This window comes from Pantoea sp. QMID4 (assembly GCF_030270445.1).
Lineage (GTDB): Bacteria > Pseudomonadota > Gammaproteobacteria > Enterobacterales > Enterobacteriaceae > Pantoea > Pantoea vagans.
Map to the genome: position 1 here is coordinate 112,772 of NZ_BSXL01000002.1, position 18,237 is coordinate 131,008.

Sequence of the window (18,237 nt, forward strand, 5' to 3'; positions counted from 1 at the left end):
GAACCACGAGTAGGGTTATGTTGAATTTAAGCAGCTGGCGTAATTTTCTCTATGTTCTGCCTGCGGTGCTGGTCTATGCGGTGTTTCTGCTGTTCCCGCTGCTGGCCTCGCTGGGCATCAGTTTTACCGAATGGGACGGCACCTCGATGCCGGTGTTGAGTGGCGTCAGCAACTATCTGCGGATGTTCAGCGATCCGGTGTTCTGGATTGCGCTGGGCAATAACGCCATTCTGATGCTGTTCTATACCCTGTTGCCAATTAGCGTCGGCCTGCTGCTCTGCAGCTTCTTGTATGACACGCGTAACAATAACGAACGCAGCGTGCTGCGCATTCTCTTTTTCCTGCCCTACATTATGCCGATGGCGGTACTGGGCGTGGTGTGGCGCTGGCTCTATAACCCGGCGTTTGGCCCGATCGACCAGATATTACGCGCGATCGGCCTGCCACAGCTGGCGCTCTCCTGGCTGGGTGATTTTACCTGGGCGCTGCCCGCCGTGGGGCTGGTCGCCACCTGGTACTTCTTCGGCTTCTGTCTGGTGCTGTTTATGGCGGGCCTGCAGCGCATGGATCCTTCTCTGCTGGAAGCCGCCGACCTGGATGGCTCATCGCGTCGCCAGAAATTTATGCGCATCACGCTGCCTGGCCTGCGGCCTGAGCTGCGGATTGCCCTGCTGCTGACGGTGATCGCCAGCCTGAAAGCCTTTGATCTGGTCTATGTGATGACCCAGGGCGGGCCGGGCACCTCCACCATGGTCACCAACATCTTTATGTATAAGCAGGGCTTTGACCTGCACTACTTTGGCTACGCCTCGTCGGTGGCGGTGTTCAGCATGATCATTGTTTTAGGGATTAACTATCTGATCCATCTGGCCTTAAAGGAGCGTTACTGATGCGAAGCACGCCGGTAATTTCACGCGCGCTGATCTGGATCGTGGCGCTGATGACGATTCTGCCGTTTCTGATGGCGCTGATGACCTCGTTTAAAACCCAGATGGAACTTTTTCAGGGTGTTTTCACGCTGCCCGCCTCGCTGAATTTCAAAAATTACGTGACCGCCTGGCAGCAGGGACACTTCAATGTTTACTTCCTGAACTCCGTGCTGGTGGTCATTCCGGTGGTGCTGTTCAGCGTGCTGCTCGGCATTCTGGCCGGGTTCGGGTTCGCCTGGCTGAAAATCCCCGGCAAAAAAGTCATCGGGGCGATGCTGGCGCTGGGGATGGTGCTGCCGAGCGAAGCCTTCATCATTCCGCTCTATCACGAGCTGCGCTGGATGGGGCTGACCAACACCTACCTGGCGTTGATCCTGCCGCAAATCGCCCTGTCGCTGCCCTTTACCACGCTGATGATCGCCAGCGCGTTTCAGCAGGTGCCGAAAGAGCTGGCAGAAGCGGCGGTGATGGATGGCGCGTCACGCGTCAAAATTCTGTGGGGCATTCTGGTGCCCGCTATCTGGCCGACCCTGTCAACGCTGGGGCTGCTGCTGTTTATCTGGACCTGGAATGAGTTCCTGATCCCGCTGATTCTGGTTAACAAGGATGAGCTGCGCACGCTGCCGATTGGCATGATGTTTTTTCAGAACAAAAACACCATCGATATTCCGGTACTGATGGCAGGCGCGATGATTGTGATTATGCCGCTGATCATGGTGTTCCTGATTTTCCAGCGCAAGTTTATCAGCGGCGTCACCGAAGGGGCCGTGAAGTAATTTGTGAAGTTCCGTACGAAACGGCGCACTGGCGACCAGATAAAGGTTTGCTGCGCCGTGTCGTGCTGCAATTCCTCCTCCTCAACCCTGCGGGAGACGCATGATGCACCTTTCCCTTGCTGATTTTCACTCTGTCGCCGATGGCGAAACCCCGGACACGGCTGTGTTGCAACGCGCGATGGATCAGATTGCGGCGGCCGGCGGCGGCCGTCTGACACTGCCTGCCGGACGTTATCGCAGCGGCTGCCTGAATCTGCCTTCTGATTTTGAGCTGCACCTTGAAGCGGGTGCGGTGCTCATCGCCAGTCCGCGGCTGGCCGACTACCAGGCGGTGCAGGCGCTGAGCTGCGCGGAAAAGTCCCACAACGTGCTGCTCTATGCGCTGGGCCAGCGCAATATCACCATCAGCGGCACCGGCCGCATCGATGGCGAGGGTGAAGCCTGGTTTGCCGCTGAGCGGGATGAGCAGGGCTATCGTCTGCCGCGTGCCGACCGGCCGCGTATTATTGTGTTTGAGGATTTCGAACAGGTGACGCTGACCGCCTTTACCCTTGTGCAGGCACCGATGTGGACAGTGCATCTGGTGAGCTGTCGTCATGTACATATCGACCACCTCACCATCGACAACGCCATGACCATGCCGAATACCGATGCACTGGATATCGACAGCTGCGAAGCCGTGTTTGTCAGCAACAGCTACCTCAGCGCCGCCGATGACGCTATCTGCATTAAAACCACCCATAAACCTGCCGCGCTGCGGCGTCCGGCGCGGCAGATTATGATCACCAACTGCCTGCTGCGCAGCTACAGCTGCGCCTTTAAGATCGGCACCGAAACCTGGGATGACGTCGAAGATGTCACGGTAACCGGCTGCACCATTTTTGATTCCAACCGCGGCATCGGCATTCTGTCGCGTGATGGTGGCGCGATGCGGCGTCTGCTGTTCAGTAATCTGACCTTTGCCTGTCACCACGCGCCGTCCTGTCACTGGGGTAAAGCCGATCCGCTGCACATTTCGGTACGCCGCCGCGATCCCGCCATCACGCCCGGCATCGTGGAGCAGGTGCAGGTCAGTAACCTGACGGGCGTAGCAGAAGGGGCGATTAACCTGCATGCGGCAGAACCGGGCTGGATACGCGATGTGGTGATCAGCCAGCTGCAGATGCGGCAGAGCGTGTCGCCGATGACACAGGGACACTACGATGTGCGGCCGCCCTGTAATCCGGACTCGCCAACCGGCATGGGGCTGGATAACGCCTACAAGCTTGACCCGAAAACCGGCGAAGCCTTTGGCGTCGAGCGTTATCCCGGCGGACTGCCGGGCCTGTTCGCGCGTGGGGTAGAGAACCTGCAACTGCACAGCCTGGTGATAACCCGTCCGGAGCCGCTACCGCCAGGCTGGCACCCTGAGTGCGTGGTGCAGTTGCCGGATTGATTTACAGCGCGGCGGCGATGGCGGCACCGAGCTGTTCGGTGCTGGCGCTGCCGCCGAGATCGCGCGTCAGATGTTGTCCCGCCGCCAGCGTGCGTTCAATCGCATCTAACACTGCATCACCCGCCGCTTTGTAGCCGAGATGCTCCAGCATCATCGCCCCGCACCAGATCTGACCGATGGGATTGGCGACGCCTTTGCCAGCGATGTCGGGCGCAGAACCGTGAACCGGCTCAAAAAGGCTGGGGAACAGGCCTTCCGGGTTAATATTGGCTGACGGCGCAATGCCGATGGTGCCGGTACAGGCCGGGCCGAGGTCGGAGAGGATGTCGCCAAACAGGTTGCTGGCGACCACCACATCAAACCAGTCCGGGTGCAGCACGAAGTTGGCGGTGAGAATATCGATGTGATATTTGTCGACGCGAACCTCGGGGAACTGGCCGGACATCGCTTCGACGCGGCTATCCCAGTAAGGCATGGTAATGGCGATGCCGTTGGATTTGGTGGCGGAGGTCAGGTGTTTCTTCGGACGGCTCTGCGCCAGCTGATACGCAAACTTCAGGATACGATCGACGCCGGTGCGCGTCATCACTGTCTCCTGAATCACCACTTCACGGTTGGTGCCGGGGAACAGGGTGCCGCCAACGCTGGAGTATTCACCCTCGGTGTTTTCGCGTACCACATAGAAGTCGATATCGCCGGGCTGACGATTCGCCAGCGGGGCTTTGACGCCAGGCATCAGCCGCACCGGACGCAGATTGACGTATTGGTCGAATTCCCGGCGGAACTGCAGCAGCGAACCCCACAGCGAAACATGGTCGGGCACGACATCGGGCCAGCCCACCGCGCCAAAATAGATCGCATCAAAGGCTTTCAGCTGCGGGAACCAGTCATCAGGCAGCATTTTGCCATGCTGCTGCCAGTAGTCGGCACTGGCGTAATCGAACCACTCCCAGCGCAGCGGAATGTTAAATTTCTCTGCGGCCGCATTCATTACGCGGACGCCTTCCGGCATCACTTCTTTGCCGATGCCGTCGCCAGGGATGACGGCAATAGAATGAATTTTATCAGACACAGGGTACCTTTCCGGTTGATGTTCGAATTGTGTACGCAGTATAACTGTCGATTCCGGGGAAATAATGCGCCTTAAAGGCAATCCATTGTTGAATCAAAGTAGAGAATCCCGCACCTCCACCGATGACTTAGCCTTCTTTGTTCGCCTGGCCGCGCTCGACAGTCTGACTGCGGCGGCGCGCGAACTGGGCCTGTCGCTGGCGGCGGTCAGCAAGCGTCTGAGCCAGCTGGAACAGCGCCTTGGCGTGCAACTGCTGCGCCGCACCACGCGACGGCTGGAGCTGACGCCGGAAGGTCGCCGTTATCTGGCAGGTGCGCGCCCGTTGCTGGATCAGCTGGCGGCGCTGGAAGAGGCGGTCAGCGGTGAAACGGCTCAGCTGCGCGGCACACTTAACATCAATGCCTCATTTGGTTTTGGCCGTCGGCACATTGCGCCCTGCGTCTCGGCCTTTGCCGCACTGCATCCGCAGCTCTCGCTGTCGCTGTCGCTCAGCAGCCAGCCGCTTAATTTTCTGGATGCGCACATGGACATTGATATCCGTGTCGGCGAACCGCCGGACTCGCGGCTGGTGGCGCGTAAACTGCGCACGAATCCACGCATCCTCTGCTGCTCACCCGCCTATGCTGCCCGCCACGGCCTGCCCGTTACGGTGCGCGATCTGGCGCAGCACAACTGTATTCTGCTGCGACAGCACGACAGCGATTTTACCCTGTGGCGGCTGACCAGCGGCGAACAGAGCATCAGCCAGAAAGTGCGCGGCAGCCTGATTACCAACGACGGTGAAGTAGCGATGCGGCTGGCAATAGATGGGCATGGCATTCTGCTGCGTTCCTGGTGGGACGCGCAGCACAGCCTGGCAACAGGCGAGCTGCTGCCTGTCTTACCCGACTGGCAGGCACCTGATGGCGATATTTTTGCGGTCTGGCAGGCACAGCGTCAGCTGCCGGCGCGCATTACCGCGTTTGTGGCGTTTTTGCAGAGTACGCTGCAATCGGCTGAATAGTGACATTGTGCGGCGAGTCCGTGACAGACGAATGCCTGTGGGTAATAAATATACCGGACTAAACTGATTCGGTCTTTTCAGGCCGCAGCTGCGTTTACAGCTTTTTTGCTGATGCGTATGATTCTCATTCTTTTTATTCCGGGCCTGCCACCGTCCTGCGGCCAGCCGGGAGCAGCAGGTCGCAGAAGGAGTTAAGCATGAAAGCGTTGTTCAGCTCGCGTAAAACGGCACTCGCACTGGCGGTGGTCATCACCTTCAGCCTGACGGCATGCCAGACCGCGGTGAAAAAAGTGGATGGCGGCGCCGTAGTGATGCAGCCCTCCAGCCCCGATAATCTGATTGAGCGCGAGCTGGGCGAAGGTTTGTATGAGATGGCTTATCTGCCCGCGAAAAACGCGCTCTATGTCGCCAGCGCCCAGGGCTTCAACGATGTCAGCGGCGGGATGATCTATCGTCTTGATGCCACCACGCTGCAGAGCACTGGCGCAGGCCACTTCGATCTGAAAAACTTTGCGCTAATTAGCGAGCCGGACGGCAGTGCACTCTACGCCACCAACTCACTGGACGGCGGTATCTCTAAGATCGATCCGGAGAACGGAAAGGTGCTGAAGCGCCTGATGTTTGACGACAAAAACGAGAAAGGATTGCCGGTTGGCACGCGTGAAATTTTTCTGCATGACGGGCTGCTCTATGTGGGTGGCACAGGCGATCCGGGTGTGATCTGGGTGGTCGATGCCAAAACGCTGACCCTGAAAACCCGGATTAAAAATGCCGGGAAGTGGGTCACAGGCATTATCTTCTCACCGGTCAGCGACCGGATATACGCGGCGAACGGCAGCGGTGAAATCCTGGTGATCAATCCACGTAATCACAAGATCGAGCAGCGTCTGACAGCCGGTGACGGGCAGGACGCTCTGTTCCTGAATATGGCCGAAGATCCGGCCACGGGGCGCCTGTTTGTCACGGATAATTCTAAGGTGAAAAACACCCTGGTGTTTGATGAGCGCAGCGGCAAGGTGATTAAGCGTCTTAATGCGGGTGATTCGATGGGGATTAAGTTTAACGGCAAGCGCAATGAGATTTATATCAGCCAGCGCGACGCGAAGAAGGTGCTGCAACTGGATGGCACGACCTATGAAGTGAAAAACAGCTGGTCATTTGACAGTCACCCGAACAGCCTGCTGGTCTCACCCGACGGGCAGACGCTGTTCGTGACATTGAAGCAGGGCTTTAATGACGATCACAGCAGCCAGGGGCTGGATGGCGTGGCGCGTATTACGCTGCAATAAAAAGGCGGCATTGCTGCCGCCTGTTTAGTTACTTATCCACACCCTGGACCAGCACCACGCGGTATTCTGCACCTTTCAGGCGATGCTGTTTCGCTTCCTGATATTCCGGGCTGTCATACCAGCCGTGCGCTGCTTCAGCCGTCGGAAACTCCAGCACGACAACGCCGTCCGCTTGCGGTCCTTCCAGCGTCTCAAGCTGTCCATAAAACGCCAGCGGCGTAATGGGATGGTCGCCGCGCGCTTTGCCCGCTTTCTCGCCATAAATAGCGAATTCCTCAGGGTCAGTAATTTTGTCGCGAATAAAGATGACATATGCGCTCATTGTGGGCTCCTTTACGCCTGGCGTTTATCTTCAGTGTTAATGTCAAAATCGGCTGCATCATGACGCTCATGCAGCTGATCGGCCGGGTCACCCATAATGCGGTTAACCTTGCGGCCACGGATGACGGCAGGGCGCTGTGCGATCTCTTTCGCCCAGCGCACCACGTTTTTATAGGACCGCACATCCAGGAATTCGGCAGCGCCATACTGATCGTTAAGCACCATGTTGCCGTACCACGGCCAGGTGGCGATGTCGGCGATAGTGTAGTCATCACCGGCCAGATAGCGGTTATCGGCCAGCTGGCGATCCAGCACGTCAAACTGACGCTTCGCTTCCAGCGTGAAGCGGTTGATGGCGTACTCAATTTTTTCTGGCGCGTAGTGATAGAAATGGCCAAAACCACCACCAAGGTAAGGCGCTGAGCCCTGCAGCCAGAACAGCCAGTTCAGCGTTTCAGTGCGGCCAGCGATATCTTTCGGCAGGAAGTAACCATATTTTTCCGCCAGATAGAGCAGGATATTGCCTGATTCAAATACCCGAATCGGCGGTGTTGCCGAGTGGTCGCTCAGCGCCGGGATTTTTGAGTTCGGGTTCACGTCGACAAAACCACTCGAGAACTGATTGCCGTCGCCAATACGAATCAGCCACGCATCATACTCGGCATCTTTGACGTTAAGCGCCAGCAGCTCTTCCAGCAGGATGGTGACTTTCTGGCCGTTAGGCGTGCCGAGCGAATAGAGCTGCAGAGAGTGTTTGCCGACCGGCAATGCTTTCTCATGGGTGGGACCCGCGAACGGACGATTCGTTTTAGCGCCGTTACCTTTAGCTTCAGGGTCCCAGGTCCAGACTTTTGCGGGCTGATATGCATTTTCCGACATAATGAAAGTTCGCCTTGTAGTGTGGTATTGGTCTGGAGTGTAGCAGGTGCTGCGAAGGCGGTTTAACCCTGCTGGCTGCGCGAGCGCGTGCTGTAACAGGCTGATGTCAGGCGGAGAGCGGCTCAGGTGAAAAGTGCTTGAAAGTGTGTCAGACGGGACGATGTCTATCCTGCGCGGATATAACCGTGCAGCCAGCAACGACTGCACGGCAGGCAGGGTTACAGCAGTTCGCGCTCAATCAGTTCGCGGGTTTCAATCGCCTGCACCTTCATCTTTTCCGGGTAGCCAAACAGTGACGCCGCGATAATCGGTTCACCGCCAACTTTATGCGTGCGGGTAGCAAAGCCGGTGTCGCGCAGGGTTTTAAACAGGGTATCGAAGTCGACTTCACCTTCGCCAACGCCAACATGCTGGTGAATAGTGGCATCCACGCCCGGCGGGTTAACGATATAGCGACAGTGCTTCGTATGGTTCATGGTGTCGGCGATCAGCATGTGCGACAGATCGTCACCCGCATACTCCAGCATCGGTTTCACATCGCCTTTGCCTTTGTCATAGAAGAAGGTGTGCGGCGCGCTGTAGATATATTTCACGTTATCACTGCGGAACGACTTCACGATATCCACGGTTTCATTGTTCTCTTCACAGAAATCCCACGGATGCGCCTGAATTTCGACGCGGATACCTTCACGTTCGATAATCGGCAGCAACTCTTCCATCGAGCGATAGAACATCTCTTCACAGATTTCCGGCTCGTTAGGCGTGCCGGAGAGTTCGGTGTTAATGACCTGCACACCCATCTCAACCGCAATCTCAATCATCCGCTTCCAGTTCTTAACCGCCGCCTGACGACGCAGCTCATCCGGGCCAGACCAGCGATAGACCACGATAAAAGAAGAGATTTCCAGCCCGGTGGCGCTCAATGCATTCTTATACTCGGTGATGATCTCACGGCTGGCTTTGGGATGTTTATAAAACGGGTTGATCTGCGGATGCGGCGACTGCTCGATATATTTGTAGCCCCAGTCGGCCACCTGATTAACCATTCGGGTAATGCCTAAGTCTTTAATCACATCCACATCAAAAGCGATTTTCATCTTTCTGCTCCGGGCACATTAAGGTTGCTGTTCTTCGTTGAAGGTCACGCCAGTCTGCTGCCTGACGTTGTCCATTGCGGCCAGGGTGATGATCGTCTGGTCAAGCGAGTGGACAGGCGAATCGATCAGGTTCTGGCCGACACACCAGGCGAAGTGGTTAATTTCATGACAGAGTTGTTCATAGCGGTTAGTGGGTTCCTGCCACTGCAGACGGTGACGCCGATCGCTGGAAGTAAGCGTGAAGTTACCGGGTGCATAGAACTGGCCCGCCAGCTCCAGCGTGGCGTCGCGACCGGCAATCACCGCGCAGCCGGGCGTGTTGCTGAACAGGGTAGTATTCAGCACCGACTGCATGCCGTGCTGATGGGTAAACAGCATCGACGTCTGACCGTTGACACGTCCATCCGGGACGGGCTGACCACGGGCGACGATCGTGTCAGGCGCACCGCCGCCAACAAATACGCTAAGCGCCACCAGATAACTGCCGAGATCGAGCATCGGACCGCCCGCCAGCCCGGCATTGAAGATGCGGTGATCCGGGGTGAAAAACTCACCGTGATCGGCAATCAGGGTGTGGACGTCCCCGAGTACGCCATCCTCCAGAAGCTGACGGATAACGTCATACTTCGGCGCAAAGTTGCACCACATCGCCTCCATGCAGAGCCGGTTCCCGGCAGCGGCGGCCTGTTTAAGCTGAGCCGCCTGCTGCGCATTCAGCGCCAGCGGTTTTTCGATCAGCAGATGCTTTCCGGCGGCAATCGCGCGCAGGCCATCGGGAAAATGGTGGTTGTGGGGTGTCGCGATATAGATCGCATCCACATCATCCCGCGCCAGCATCGCATTGAGATCGCCTGTGGCATGGCTGATTGACCATTTGTCAGCAAAGGCCTGTGCTTTTGCCGTGTCGCGCGCAGCCACCGCCGTGATCTGCTGGTGGGTATGCTGGCACAGCGCATGGGCAAAATGGTCGGCGATCCAGCCTGGCCCGATAATGCCCCAGCGCAGTCGCGGAACCTGGCGGGCATCGGTTATGCGTGGAGCCGGAAGCGTTGATGGGAACATTACTTGTCCTTTTTTACGTGCAGGCTGGGGGTGCTCAGGACTCCACTATAAAAAGCACACCGTCACCGCTCTAACCTTTTGATGATGGGATCCCATCAACCGGATCGACGCGGGATTTTTACCCGTTTTAGCAAATAGACGTTTTAAAGAGAACATTGAAAGAAATGGATGTTTCATTTTGAGAGGAAGATCAAAATTAGCTTTTATTTTCTATCAAATAAATGAGAGGAAATGGCCATGTCGCGATAAAATAGAGCTGTTTTAACAACAGAGCATAAAGACGCAGCCGTCAGCTAACGCGACCAGGAAAAAGCAGGAGAAGAGTGATGTCAAAAGTGACGATGACGGCCATTGCGCAGGCCGCGGGCGTGGGTGTGGCGACGGTAGACAGGGTGCTGAACCGCCGTGCGCCGGTACGCAGTGTGACCGAGCAGAAAGTGCTGGCTGCGGCCCGCGAACTGGGTTATCGCCTGACCCAGGCGCACAGCCAGACCACCGCGCCACTGGCTGCAGCCGCACTCCGCGTAAGCTTTATCCTGCTGCCTGCCCGCTATTCGTTTTATCAGCAGCTGGGCGAGGCGCTGAAACAGCAGCTCAGGGCGCAGCAGCCACAGGGCAGCGAACCTGAATTCTGCTGGCATGATATTCACGAGGTTGAAGCCGTCGTGCATTCCTTGCGTCAGCTGGCACAGCGCTGCGATGTGATTGCTCTGGTGGCGCTGGATCACCCGCTGATCCGTCACGCAATCCAGGATATTTCACGGCTGGGTGTGCGGGTTTACGCGCTGTTCTCCGATTTCTCGCCCTGTGACCATGCCGGATTTATTGGCATCGATAATCAGAAAGCAGGACGCACTGCGGCCTGGATGGCGCAGCATCTCCTGCGTGAGCCGGGATGTGTGGGTGTGCTGCTGGGCGACCACCGTTTCACCTGCCAGGAGAGCAGCGAAATCAGTTTCCGCTCCTACCTGCGCGAGTCAGGCATCAGTCAGCGGGTACTGGAACCGTTAAAAACGCATGAGTCGGGTGAAGGAGGCTATCAGGCGACCCGGCAACTGCTGGAAGCCCACGACGATCTGGTCATGATTTATGCGCCCTGCGGCGGCATAGAGGGCGTGATACAGGCGCTGCGTGAGAGCGGTCGCACGCAGATTGATTTTCTGTGCCACGGCCCGCTGCCCGGCGATGAACTGGCGCTGATTGACGGTACCATCACGCTGATGGTGCGCCACCGTATTGATGCGATGGCGGAGGCGGTCATCGCTACCTGTCTCAGCAGCCGGATGGATCAGCCTGACCATTTTGCACAGGTGACCGTGCCATTTGATATCGTAACGCGTGAAAATCTGTAGAAAGAACAGGTTAGCCAGTTTTTGATAGTAATCTATCATTTAATGGGGTTTTTAAACGCGATCTCTATCAAAAAATGAAACTTTCATTGTTGTGTGAGATGAAATTTTTATTTGATACTGCCTGCAGTTTTCATTGCACAGGCAGACATCATGACCTTTCATATTGCGAATGCGCCCTGTAGCTGGGGCGTGGATGATCCCGCTAATCCCTTTCTGCCGCCGTGGCAGAAAGTTCTGACCGAAGCCGCGCAGGCCGACTATCCCAGTATTGAACTCGGCCCCTGGGGCTATCTGCCAACCGATGCTGCCGAACTCACCCGGCAGCTTAATGCGCATCAGCTTTCGCTGGTGGCAGGCACAATTTTCGATGATTTAGTCAGTGAAGCGCATTTTCCGACGCTGGTGACGCTGACCCACAATCTGTGTCGCACGCTGTCCAGCGTACCTGTTGCGACTAAAACGCCCGGTGCCAGCGCGCCTTATCTTGTGATTATTGATTTCGGCAATCCGGCACGGGCGAAATATGCCGGTCAGTCTGAAAAGGCGCCACGGCTTTCCGCTGACGACTGGCAGCGCATGATGCAGCACATCACCCTTCTGAGTGAAATCGCCTGGCAGGAGTATGGCGTGCGGCCGGTTATTCATCCGCATGCGGGTGGCTGTATTGAGTTTGCCGATGAGCTGGCGCAGCTGGTCTCTGACATTCCGCATCAGGTCGCCGGTTTGTGCCTGGACACTGGTCATCTCTATTACGCTGGCATGGATCCGGTCGCTTCGCTGGAACAATACTGGGACCGTATCGACTACCTCCATTTCAAAGACGTTAATCAGCCGGTCTGGCGTGATGCCCTCTCGAAGGGACTCGACTTTTTCACTGCCTGCGCGCAGGGGGTGATGTGTCCGCTGGGGCAGGGCGCGATCGACTATCCGGCGGTGCGCAGCTTGCTGACTGAACGTCATTATCAGGGCTGGATCACCATCGAACAGGAGCGCGATCCGCGTCATGCCGACACCAGCCTGCAGGATGTGAAAGCCAGCCTGGATTATCTCCGCTCAACAGGATTCTGAGGACAACAGCATGATTAACGGTAAAAAAGCAGTTAACCGCTCGCTGCGCTGGGGCATGATCGGCGGCGGCGGCACCAGCCAGATTGGTTATATCCATCGTTCGGCGGCGCAGCGTGACGGCAATTTTGCATTGCTGGCGGGGGCGTTCGATATCGACGCGACGCGCGGCCGCGAGTTTGGTCAGGCGCTGGGTGTGGCACCCGAACGCTGCTATCCCGACTACGCCAGCCTGTTCGCCGGAGAAGCGGCGCGCGAAGATGGCATTGAAGCGGTGTCGATCGCCACGCCAAACAATACCCATTTCGCCATTTGCCGCGCGGCGCTGAATGCCGGGCTGCATGTGGTGTGCGAGAAGCCGCTCTGTTTTACGGTCGAAGAGGCCGATGAGCTGGAGCAGCTTAGCCGGGAGAAGCAGAAGATTCTCGGCGTCACTTACGGCTATGCCGGGCATCAGCTGATTCATCAGGCCAGAGAGATGATCGCTGAAGGCATACTGGGTGAGATCCGCATTGTAAATATGCAGTTTGCTCACGGCTTCCATAATGAGGCGGTGGAGTTGCAGAGTGAAAGCACCCGCTGGCGGGTAGATCCGCGCTTTGTCGGCCCGAGCTACGTGTTAGGCGATCTGGCAACGCATCCGCTGTTTATCGCCGAAACGATGTTGCCGCAGTTGAAGGTGACGCGTCTGCTCTGTTCGCGCCAGAGTTTTGTCGCCTCGCGTGCGCCGCTGGAGGATAACGCCTTTGTGATGATGGAGTATGACAACGGCGCGGTGGGTGCGCTCTGGGCCTCGGCGGTGAATGCGGGTTCAATGCACGGTCAGAAGATTCGCGTAGTCGGATCGAAAGCCAGTCTGGAGTGGTGGGATGAGCAGCCAAACCAGCTGCGTTACGAAGTGCAGGGCGAGCCGGTTCGCACTCTGGAGCGCGGCATGGGCTACCTTAACCCGCGCGCGCTGGAAGAGGATCGCATTGGCGGCGGGCACCCGGAAGGGTTATTTGAAGCCTGGTCGAATCTCTATCGCCGCTTCGCGCTGGCAATGGATGCGACCGATCGCCGTGACACCGCCTTTCTGGCGGATTTCTGGTATCCCGATGTGCATGCCGGATTAGCGGGCGTGCGCTGGGTGGCGCAGTGCGTGAAATCCGCAGATGCCGGGGCGGTGTGGGTTGAGTGTTAGCAAACACCGCGCGTATTCAGACATGAATACGCGCGACGATGGCGCTACTGTGACAGCAGGGGCAGTAATACGCGACAGTCATCCGCCTGTTCAAGGGTCAGACAGTGTGTTGCCAGCTCGCTGGCCTGCTCAGGCGGCAGGATGCGCGTCGCCAGTGAACGAAATTTTTGCAGCAGCTGTTCATCGCTGAGAGGATTGCCCGGCGCGCCCAGGGCAATATCCACACGCTGCTGTTGCTGGCTTCCATCTGTCAGCGTGAGTACAACCTGTGGCTCATCATTATCGTCCTGCCGGGGATCGATCTGCAGATGAATACGTTTCATCATCTCCGTGACCGGCGCGGCAAAACGCTTCTCTTCGTCATAAACCTCCAGGCCTGCGCTGCCGTAAACAATGCAGGCCGCCAGCGCATAAGGCAGGCTCATCTGCGCGGCTGCCAGACTGCTGAGGTCCCGGCCACCGCACATCCCGTTTAAGAAGCCGCAGAGATGAACATCGATACGTTCAATCGTTTCCCGGCTGGCCTGAGTGCGCTGGCGGAGTGATATGATCGCATCAATTGCGGAGTGGACGCCGCGACAGGAGGCATAAGGCTTGATTGAGCAGCGTTCCAGTTTCCACACGTTACCCAGATCGGCGGTCAGTGCGTCAGGCTGCTGACTCGATGGTGCCAGCGTGGAGAGAAACCCGCCCCAGACATTATCGAACAGTTTTTCCGGCCCGATGATCGTGCCGGCCGCCAGCTGAGCGGCAAAGAGACCGCCTTCCGCCGCGCGTCCCGCATGCAGCTTTTTGGTCTGAGATCCGTCATGAATAAACGCCCACAGCCCGCCGCTGAAGCTGCCGGCAATCCCCAGCGCTGAAGAAATCTGCGCGGCTGACAACCCAAGAAGCTTCGCAACGGCAGCCGCCGCGCCGAAAACGCCACAGGTTGCCGTGGAGTGCCAGCCAGCGCCATTGTGCGGAGAGTAACCCCCGCAGGCTTCAAGCACGCGACGCCCCACGTCATAACCCATCATCACGGCGGTGATCAGTACCTTACCTGTGGGCGGTGCCTTACATAATGGCATTGCCGCCAGCACCGCTGGCAGTACAACCGCGCCGGAGTGATCGCAGCCGCCCGTATCATCCAGCTCGTACATATGCGCTGCCACGCCATTGAGCAGCGCGGCATTTTTTACGCTGCTGGCGTGCGGGGTTCCCCATAAGACGGCCTGCGGCGCGGCACCGTCGGTCAGCACAGTCGCCGCGACTGCATGATAAACCTCACTGTCTGTACCGGCCAGCGCAGCACCCAATGTATCCAGAATATGGCGCTTGCAACGCTCAACGAGGGCAGGGGGGATATCGTCAAAGTCCATCTGGTGAACAAAGCTGGCAAGCTGCTGCTGGTAATCACTCATTTCGCGCGCCCTGTATGGTGATGGAAGAGTTCTGCCGGATGGCTGGAGCAATTAGGCGGCTGCTGCTGCCACCAGTGCGCCACGTCGCTGGCGGTGGCGATCCAAACGCCCGCGTGGCTGCGAATAAACGCCAGCAGGTCGGTCAGCAGGCCGACACGTCCGGCAGTGCCGATGATTTCAGGATGAAGCCGCAGGACATAGCAGAGGCCAAACTGATAGAAGCCGCTGAAATCCATTTTCATATTGTTCAGCGTATGGCTGTAGGACGCAATGCGAGACTGTCCCGGCGGAACGGCCGGGCTCAGGTTGAACGCGAAATAGGGTTCATCCTCAGATTCATAGTGCAACGGCAGTTCAACTAAAGGCGCATCCGGATGAAAATAGGGCAGGTCATCACCCCGCCAGGAGGAGGACCACACCATCCCTTTTTCCGCTAACGCCCTTGCAAGACCCGGTGCCCATTGTCCCGCAGGCGTACGGAATCCACGCGGACGCTGGCCCGACGCGGCTTCAAGCACATCACAGCCCTGCTCAACGCTGGCAATCTGTTCGTCCAGCGTTAACTGGCTGAAATTCTGGTGCCGGTAGCCTGAACAGGCGATCTCATGACCCGCCTGAACAATGCGCGAAAATGTCGACGGATTCTCCTGTGCCACTATCGCGGGGAGACACCATGTCGCCTGAACCTGCTGCTCCGCCAGCACCTGAAGGATACGATCAACGCCGCGCTGGGTCCCGTAACGCCAGACGGAGAGCGTCTTCTCGCGGCCAGCCACAGCGGGGGTTTGCGTCAGAATGCCGTGAATATCGTTATAATCAATTGTCAGAATGACGGCGCAACGCTGCCCGTCAGGCCAGGGGTGAGCATTAACCATGGTTAGCCTCCTGGCGTACCCAATGGGCCACATCGCGGCAGCGCGCAAACCAGACGTCATCGCGCTGCTTCATGTGATCCATAAATTGTTCAAGTAACAGGATTCGCCCCGGTTTTCCGCTGATTTTTGGGTGGAAAAGCGTCGTCAGGCAGAGTCCTTCATTCATTGCGCCATCGAATTCCTGACACCAGTTTTCCAGCGTCAGCGAATAGCTCGCGGTCCGGTCAAGCCCTGACGGGAAATCGGGCGCGCGGGTGTAAGCGAGCGAGGCATAGTCATCCAGTTCCCAGCGGCCTGGGATTTCGACTAATCCCTGCGGGTCGCCCGCGACAGGAATGAAATACGGGCGATCGTCGCCGCGCATGCTGCTGGAGTAGGTGACGCCCGCTTCAACCAGCACCGACGTGGTGTCGGCGTGCCAGTCGCCGGAGGGTGTGCGAAAACCCTCGGCACGAATGCCCAGATACTGCCAGAAAATATCACGGGATTTCTGCATGACCTGTCGCTGTTCATCAGCCGTCAGCGCCCAGAACGACTCATGCCGATAGCCATGAAAGGCAACCTCGTGTCCCTGTTCGATGATAGCGGCACACTGTTGTGGCCAGTTTTCGACCACCCATGCAGGCACAAAAAATGTTGCCGGGATGGAAAATTGCTCCAGCAAGCCCAGTATTCTGCCCAGCGCCCGGAAAGGGCCGTAACCCCCGAAGGTAAAGTATTCCGGATTCTGCCAGATGGTGTTATTCAGCATGGCATCGCCGGTAGGCCCATCGAGGTCGAAAGCCAGCGCCATGCAGGCCTGTTTACCGTCAGGCCAGCGGGGGCGAGATCCGTGCTGCTGCAGAGTGGTCATCATATTATTTACCCTGATTAACGGCGGCTTTTTCTACTGCGCCATCATTCAGCCCCCATTTTTTCAGGATAGCCTGATAGCTGCCGTCTGCGATCAGTTCATCCAGAGCGCCCTGGATAGCGGCAATCAGTTGAGGATTATCTTTCGGTAAGCCCAGGCCGGTGTATTGTTGCGTGAAAGCGGTACCCAGCGGTTTGTAGGTATTTTTTTCCAGTTGCATGATGTAAGGCAACGTTTCGCTGCCCTGCACTACAGCATCCAGGCGACGCTGGCGCAGCTGCGCACGCGCATCGGCAGTGCCTTCGGTGCCTACCACGTTAATCGCGGGTTTACCGGCCGCCACGCAATTTTTCTGGCTCCATTCCGTGATTTTTGCCGGGAAATCGGTGCGCCGGCTTGAACCGACTTTCTTACCACAGAGATCGGCCTGAGCACTGATGTCGTTACGGCTGACGAGCGTATAAAACTGTGGGCCGGACGTCAGATAATCGATAAAACTGATCACTTTCTGACGCTCTGCCGTATCACTCATACCCGACATAATTAAATCAACACGTTTCGTTTTGACGGCGTTAATCATCTGTTCGAAGCTGATTTCCTGCCATTTAATCGTAACGCCCAGCTTTTTAGCGATAGCGTTGCCAAGATCGTAGTCAACACCGGTTAATTGATTGGTGGCCGGGTCTTTAAACTCCATCGGTGGGTAGTTTGGCATAATAGCCGCGACCAACTCACCGCGTGATTTAATCGGTTCTGGCAAAACGGGAACTGCCATGCTGGCTGCAGAAAGCGTCATGAATAAGGTGGCGGACAGCAGCGATAATACAGGCTTTTTCATAGTTAGTTCCTGTGAGACGATTAGAGAAGAATGGCTGAAATAAAGTTTTTCATTCTTGGGTTCTGCGGATTCAATAAAATATCTTCCGGCGTTCCCCGTTCAATAATGCTTCCTTCGTCCATAAACACGACCTGATTTGCCACTTCACGCGCAAACCCCATTTCATGAGTTACCACAACCATGGTCGTTCCATCTTTTGCCAGTTGACGCATCACTGCCAGCACTTCACCGACCATTTCCGGATCCAGTGCTGATGTGGGTTCATCAAATAGCATAAGTTTTGGCTTCATCGCCAGCGCCCGGGCAATCGCTACGCGTTGTTGTTGCCCGCCGGAAAGCGCCTGAGGATAAGCATCCGCTTTATGGGCCAGTCCCACGCGATTTAGTAAGTCCATGGCCTCTTCCCGCGCTTCATTGGCAGGACGCATCAGAACCTGGCAGGGACCTTCAGTAATGTTCTCCAGGGCCGTTTTGTGTGGAAACAGGTTGAAACGCTGAAAAACCATGCCCGTCTGCTGGCGCTGGCGAGCAATCTGCAAATCGCTCAATGGGTATAATTTATTTCCCGATACGCGGTAGCCAAGCATTTCGTTATCTACCCAAATGCCACCGTTATCAATTTTCTCCAGCTGATTAATACAGCGAAGAAAGGTACTTTTTCCAGAGCCTGATGGCCCTAAAATACACATTACCTCACCATATTCGACATCAATATCAATGTCTTTTAATGCATGAAACTTATCAAAGAATTTATTGACTTTAACCGCTTTAACAATGTTTCTCATTTTTCATTCCCAGGTTAAAA

Annotated in this window: 18 protein-coding genes; 8 read left to right on the forward strand and 10 right to left on the reverse strand. The window is 56.7% G+C overall.

The window, feature by feature from the left end:
• Positions 1-17: 17 nt before the first annotated feature.
• The 3 genes from QSK07_RS05345 (at position 18) to QSK07_RS05355 (ending at position 3,140) form a co-directional block, all read left to right on the forward strand.
• A complete protein-coding gene (locus tag QSK07_RS05345; protein ID WP_285721046.1) occupies positions 18-890 on the forward strand; it encodes a carbohydrate ABC transporter permease in 873 nt (290 codons plus the stop codon).
• Entirely contained in the window at positions 890-1,705 is an 816-nt protein-coding gene (locus tag QSK07_RS05350) for a carbohydrate ABC transporter permease (RefSeq protein ID WP_098051733.1), read from the forward strand. The genes QSK07_RS05345 and QSK07_RS05350 overlap by 1 nt, the downstream gene beginning before the upstream one ends.
• 103 nt (positions 1,706-1,808) lie before the next feature.
• The gene (locus tag QSK07_RS05355) at positions 1,809-3,140 is read left to right on the forward strand and encodes a glycoside hydrolase family 28 protein (RefSeq protein ID WP_285721217.1); all 1,332 of its coding nucleotides are present in this window, start codon (positions 1,809-1,811) and stop codon (positions 3,138-3,140) included.
• A gap of 1 nt (position 3,141) precedes the next feature.
• On the opposite strand, the gene QSK07_RS05360 is transcribed toward QSK07_RS05355, so the two are convergent.
• Positions 3,142-4,212, reverse strand: coding sequence for a tartrate dehydrogenase (locus QSK07_RS05360; RefSeq protein ID WP_285721047.1), 1,071 nt, complete (start codon positions 4,210-4,212; stop codon positions 3,142-3,144).
• 64 nt (positions 4,213-4,276) lie between these two features.
• On the opposite strand from QSK07_RS05360, the gene QSK07_RS05365 reads away from it, so the two are divergent.
• Together QSK07_RS05365 and QSK07_RS05370 are read left to right on the forward strand one after the other, a co-directional pair.
• Positions 4,277-5,215: a LysR family transcriptional regulator gene (locus tag QSK07_RS05365; protein WP_285721048.1), complete on the forward strand. Its 939-nt coding sequence runs from the start codon at positions 4,277-4,279 to the stop codon at positions 5,213-5,215.
• A gap of 197 nt (positions 5,216-5,412) precedes the next feature.
• Positions 5,413-6,504: a YncE family protein gene (locus QSK07_RS05370; protein ID WP_285721049.1), complete on the forward strand. Its 1,092-nt coding sequence runs from the start codon at positions 5,413-5,415 to the stop codon at positions 6,502-6,504.
• A gap of 28 nt (positions 6,505-6,532) precedes the next feature.
• Here the strand turns inward: QSK07_RS05370 and QSK07_RS05375 are convergent, their stop codons facing one another.
• The 4 genes from QSK07_RS05375 to QSK07_RS05390 form a co-directional block, all read right to left on the reverse strand.
• Entirely contained in the window at positions 6,533-6,826 is a 294-nt protein-coding gene (locus QSK07_RS05375) for a DUF1330 domain-containing protein (RefSeq protein ID WP_285721050.1), read from the reverse strand.
• Positions 6,827-6,837: 11 nt separating this feature from the next.
• A complete protein-coding gene (gene yghU / locus QSK07_RS05380) occupies positions 6,838-7,704 on the reverse strand; it encodes a glutathione-dependent disulfide-bond oxidoreductase (RefSeq protein ID WP_285721051.1) in 867 nt (288 codons plus the stop codon).
• A 218-nt stretch (positions 7,705-7,922) separates the two neighbouring features.
• Entirely contained in the window at positions 7,923-8,801 is an 879-nt protein-coding gene (locus QSK07_RS05385; protein WP_285721052.1) for a sugar phosphate isomerase/epimerase family protein, read from the reverse strand.
• Between the two features lie 18 nt (positions 8,802-8,819).
• Positions 8,820-9,863, reverse strand: a complete 1,044-nt coding sequence (locus QSK07_RS05390) for a Gfo/Idh/MocA family protein (protein WP_285721053.1) — start codon at positions 9,861-9,863, stop codon at positions 8,820-8,822.
• 326 nt (positions 9,864-10,189) lie between these two features.
• On the opposite strand from QSK07_RS05390, the gene QSK07_RS05395 reads away from it, so the two are divergent.
• The 3 genes from QSK07_RS05395 to QSK07_RS05405 all read left to right on the forward strand — a co-directional run bounded on the left by QSK07_RS05395 (position 10,190) and on the right by QSK07_RS05405 (position 13,463).
• A complete protein-coding gene (locus QSK07_RS05395) occupies positions 10,190-11,215 on the forward strand; it encodes a LacI family DNA-binding transcriptional regulator (RefSeq protein WP_285721054.1) in 1,026 nt (341 codons plus the stop codon).
• Positions 11,216-11,365: 150 nt separating this feature from the next.
• On the forward strand, positions 11,366-12,283 hold the full coding sequence (locus QSK07_RS05400; RefSeq protein ID WP_285721055.1) for a TIM barrel protein: 918 nt from the start codon (positions 11,366-11,368) through the stop codon (positions 12,281-12,283).
• A gap of 10 nt (positions 12,284-12,293) precedes the next feature.
• Positions 12,294-13,463, forward strand: a complete 1,170-nt coding sequence (locus QSK07_RS05405; protein ID WP_285721056.1) for a Gfo/Idh/MocA family protein — start codon at positions 12,294-12,296, stop codon at positions 13,461-13,463.
• A gap of 44 nt (positions 13,464-13,507) precedes the next feature.
• Here QSK07_RS05405 and QSK07_RS05410 read toward each other — a convergent pair whose 3' ends face one another.
• The 5 genes from QSK07_RS05410 to QSK07_RS05430 are packed head-to-tail and all read right to left on the reverse strand — an operon-like array spanning position 13,508 to position 18,217.
• The gene (locus QSK07_RS05410) at positions 13,508-14,866 is read right to left on the reverse strand and encodes an MmgE/PrpD family protein (RefSeq protein WP_285721057.1); all 1,359 of its coding nucleotides are present in this window, start codon (positions 14,864-14,866) and stop codon (positions 13,508-13,510) included.
• Positions 14,863-15,741 carry a polysaccharide deacetylase family protein gene (locus tag QSK07_RS05415; protein WP_285721058.1) on the reverse strand — a complete coding sequence of 293 codons (879 nt, stop codon included), beginning with the start codon at positions 15,739-15,741 and terminating at the stop codon, positions 14,863-14,865. The genes QSK07_RS05410 and QSK07_RS05415 overlap by 4 nt, the downstream gene beginning before the upstream one ends.
• Positions 15,734-16,594 (reverse strand): polysaccharide deacetylase family protein, encoded by an 861-nt coding sequence (locus QSK07_RS05420; RefSeq protein WP_285721218.1) that lies wholly within the window; start codon positions 16,592-16,594, stop codon positions 15,734-15,736. The genes QSK07_RS05415 and QSK07_RS05420 overlap by 8 nt, the downstream gene beginning before the upstream one ends.
• A gap of 4 nt (positions 16,595-16,598) precedes the next feature.
• A complete protein-coding gene (locus tag QSK07_RS05425) occupies positions 16,599-17,432 on the reverse strand; it encodes an ABC transporter substrate-binding protein (RefSeq protein ID WP_285721059.1) in 834 nt (277 codons plus the stop codon).
• Positions 17,433-17,452: 20 nt separating this feature from the next.
• On the reverse strand, positions 17,453-18,217 hold the full coding sequence (locus tag QSK07_RS05430) for an amino acid ABC transporter ATP-binding protein (protein ID WP_285721060.1): 765 nt from the start codon (positions 18,215-18,217) through the stop codon (positions 17,453-17,455).
• Positions 18,218-18,237 lie beyond the last annotated feature (20 nt).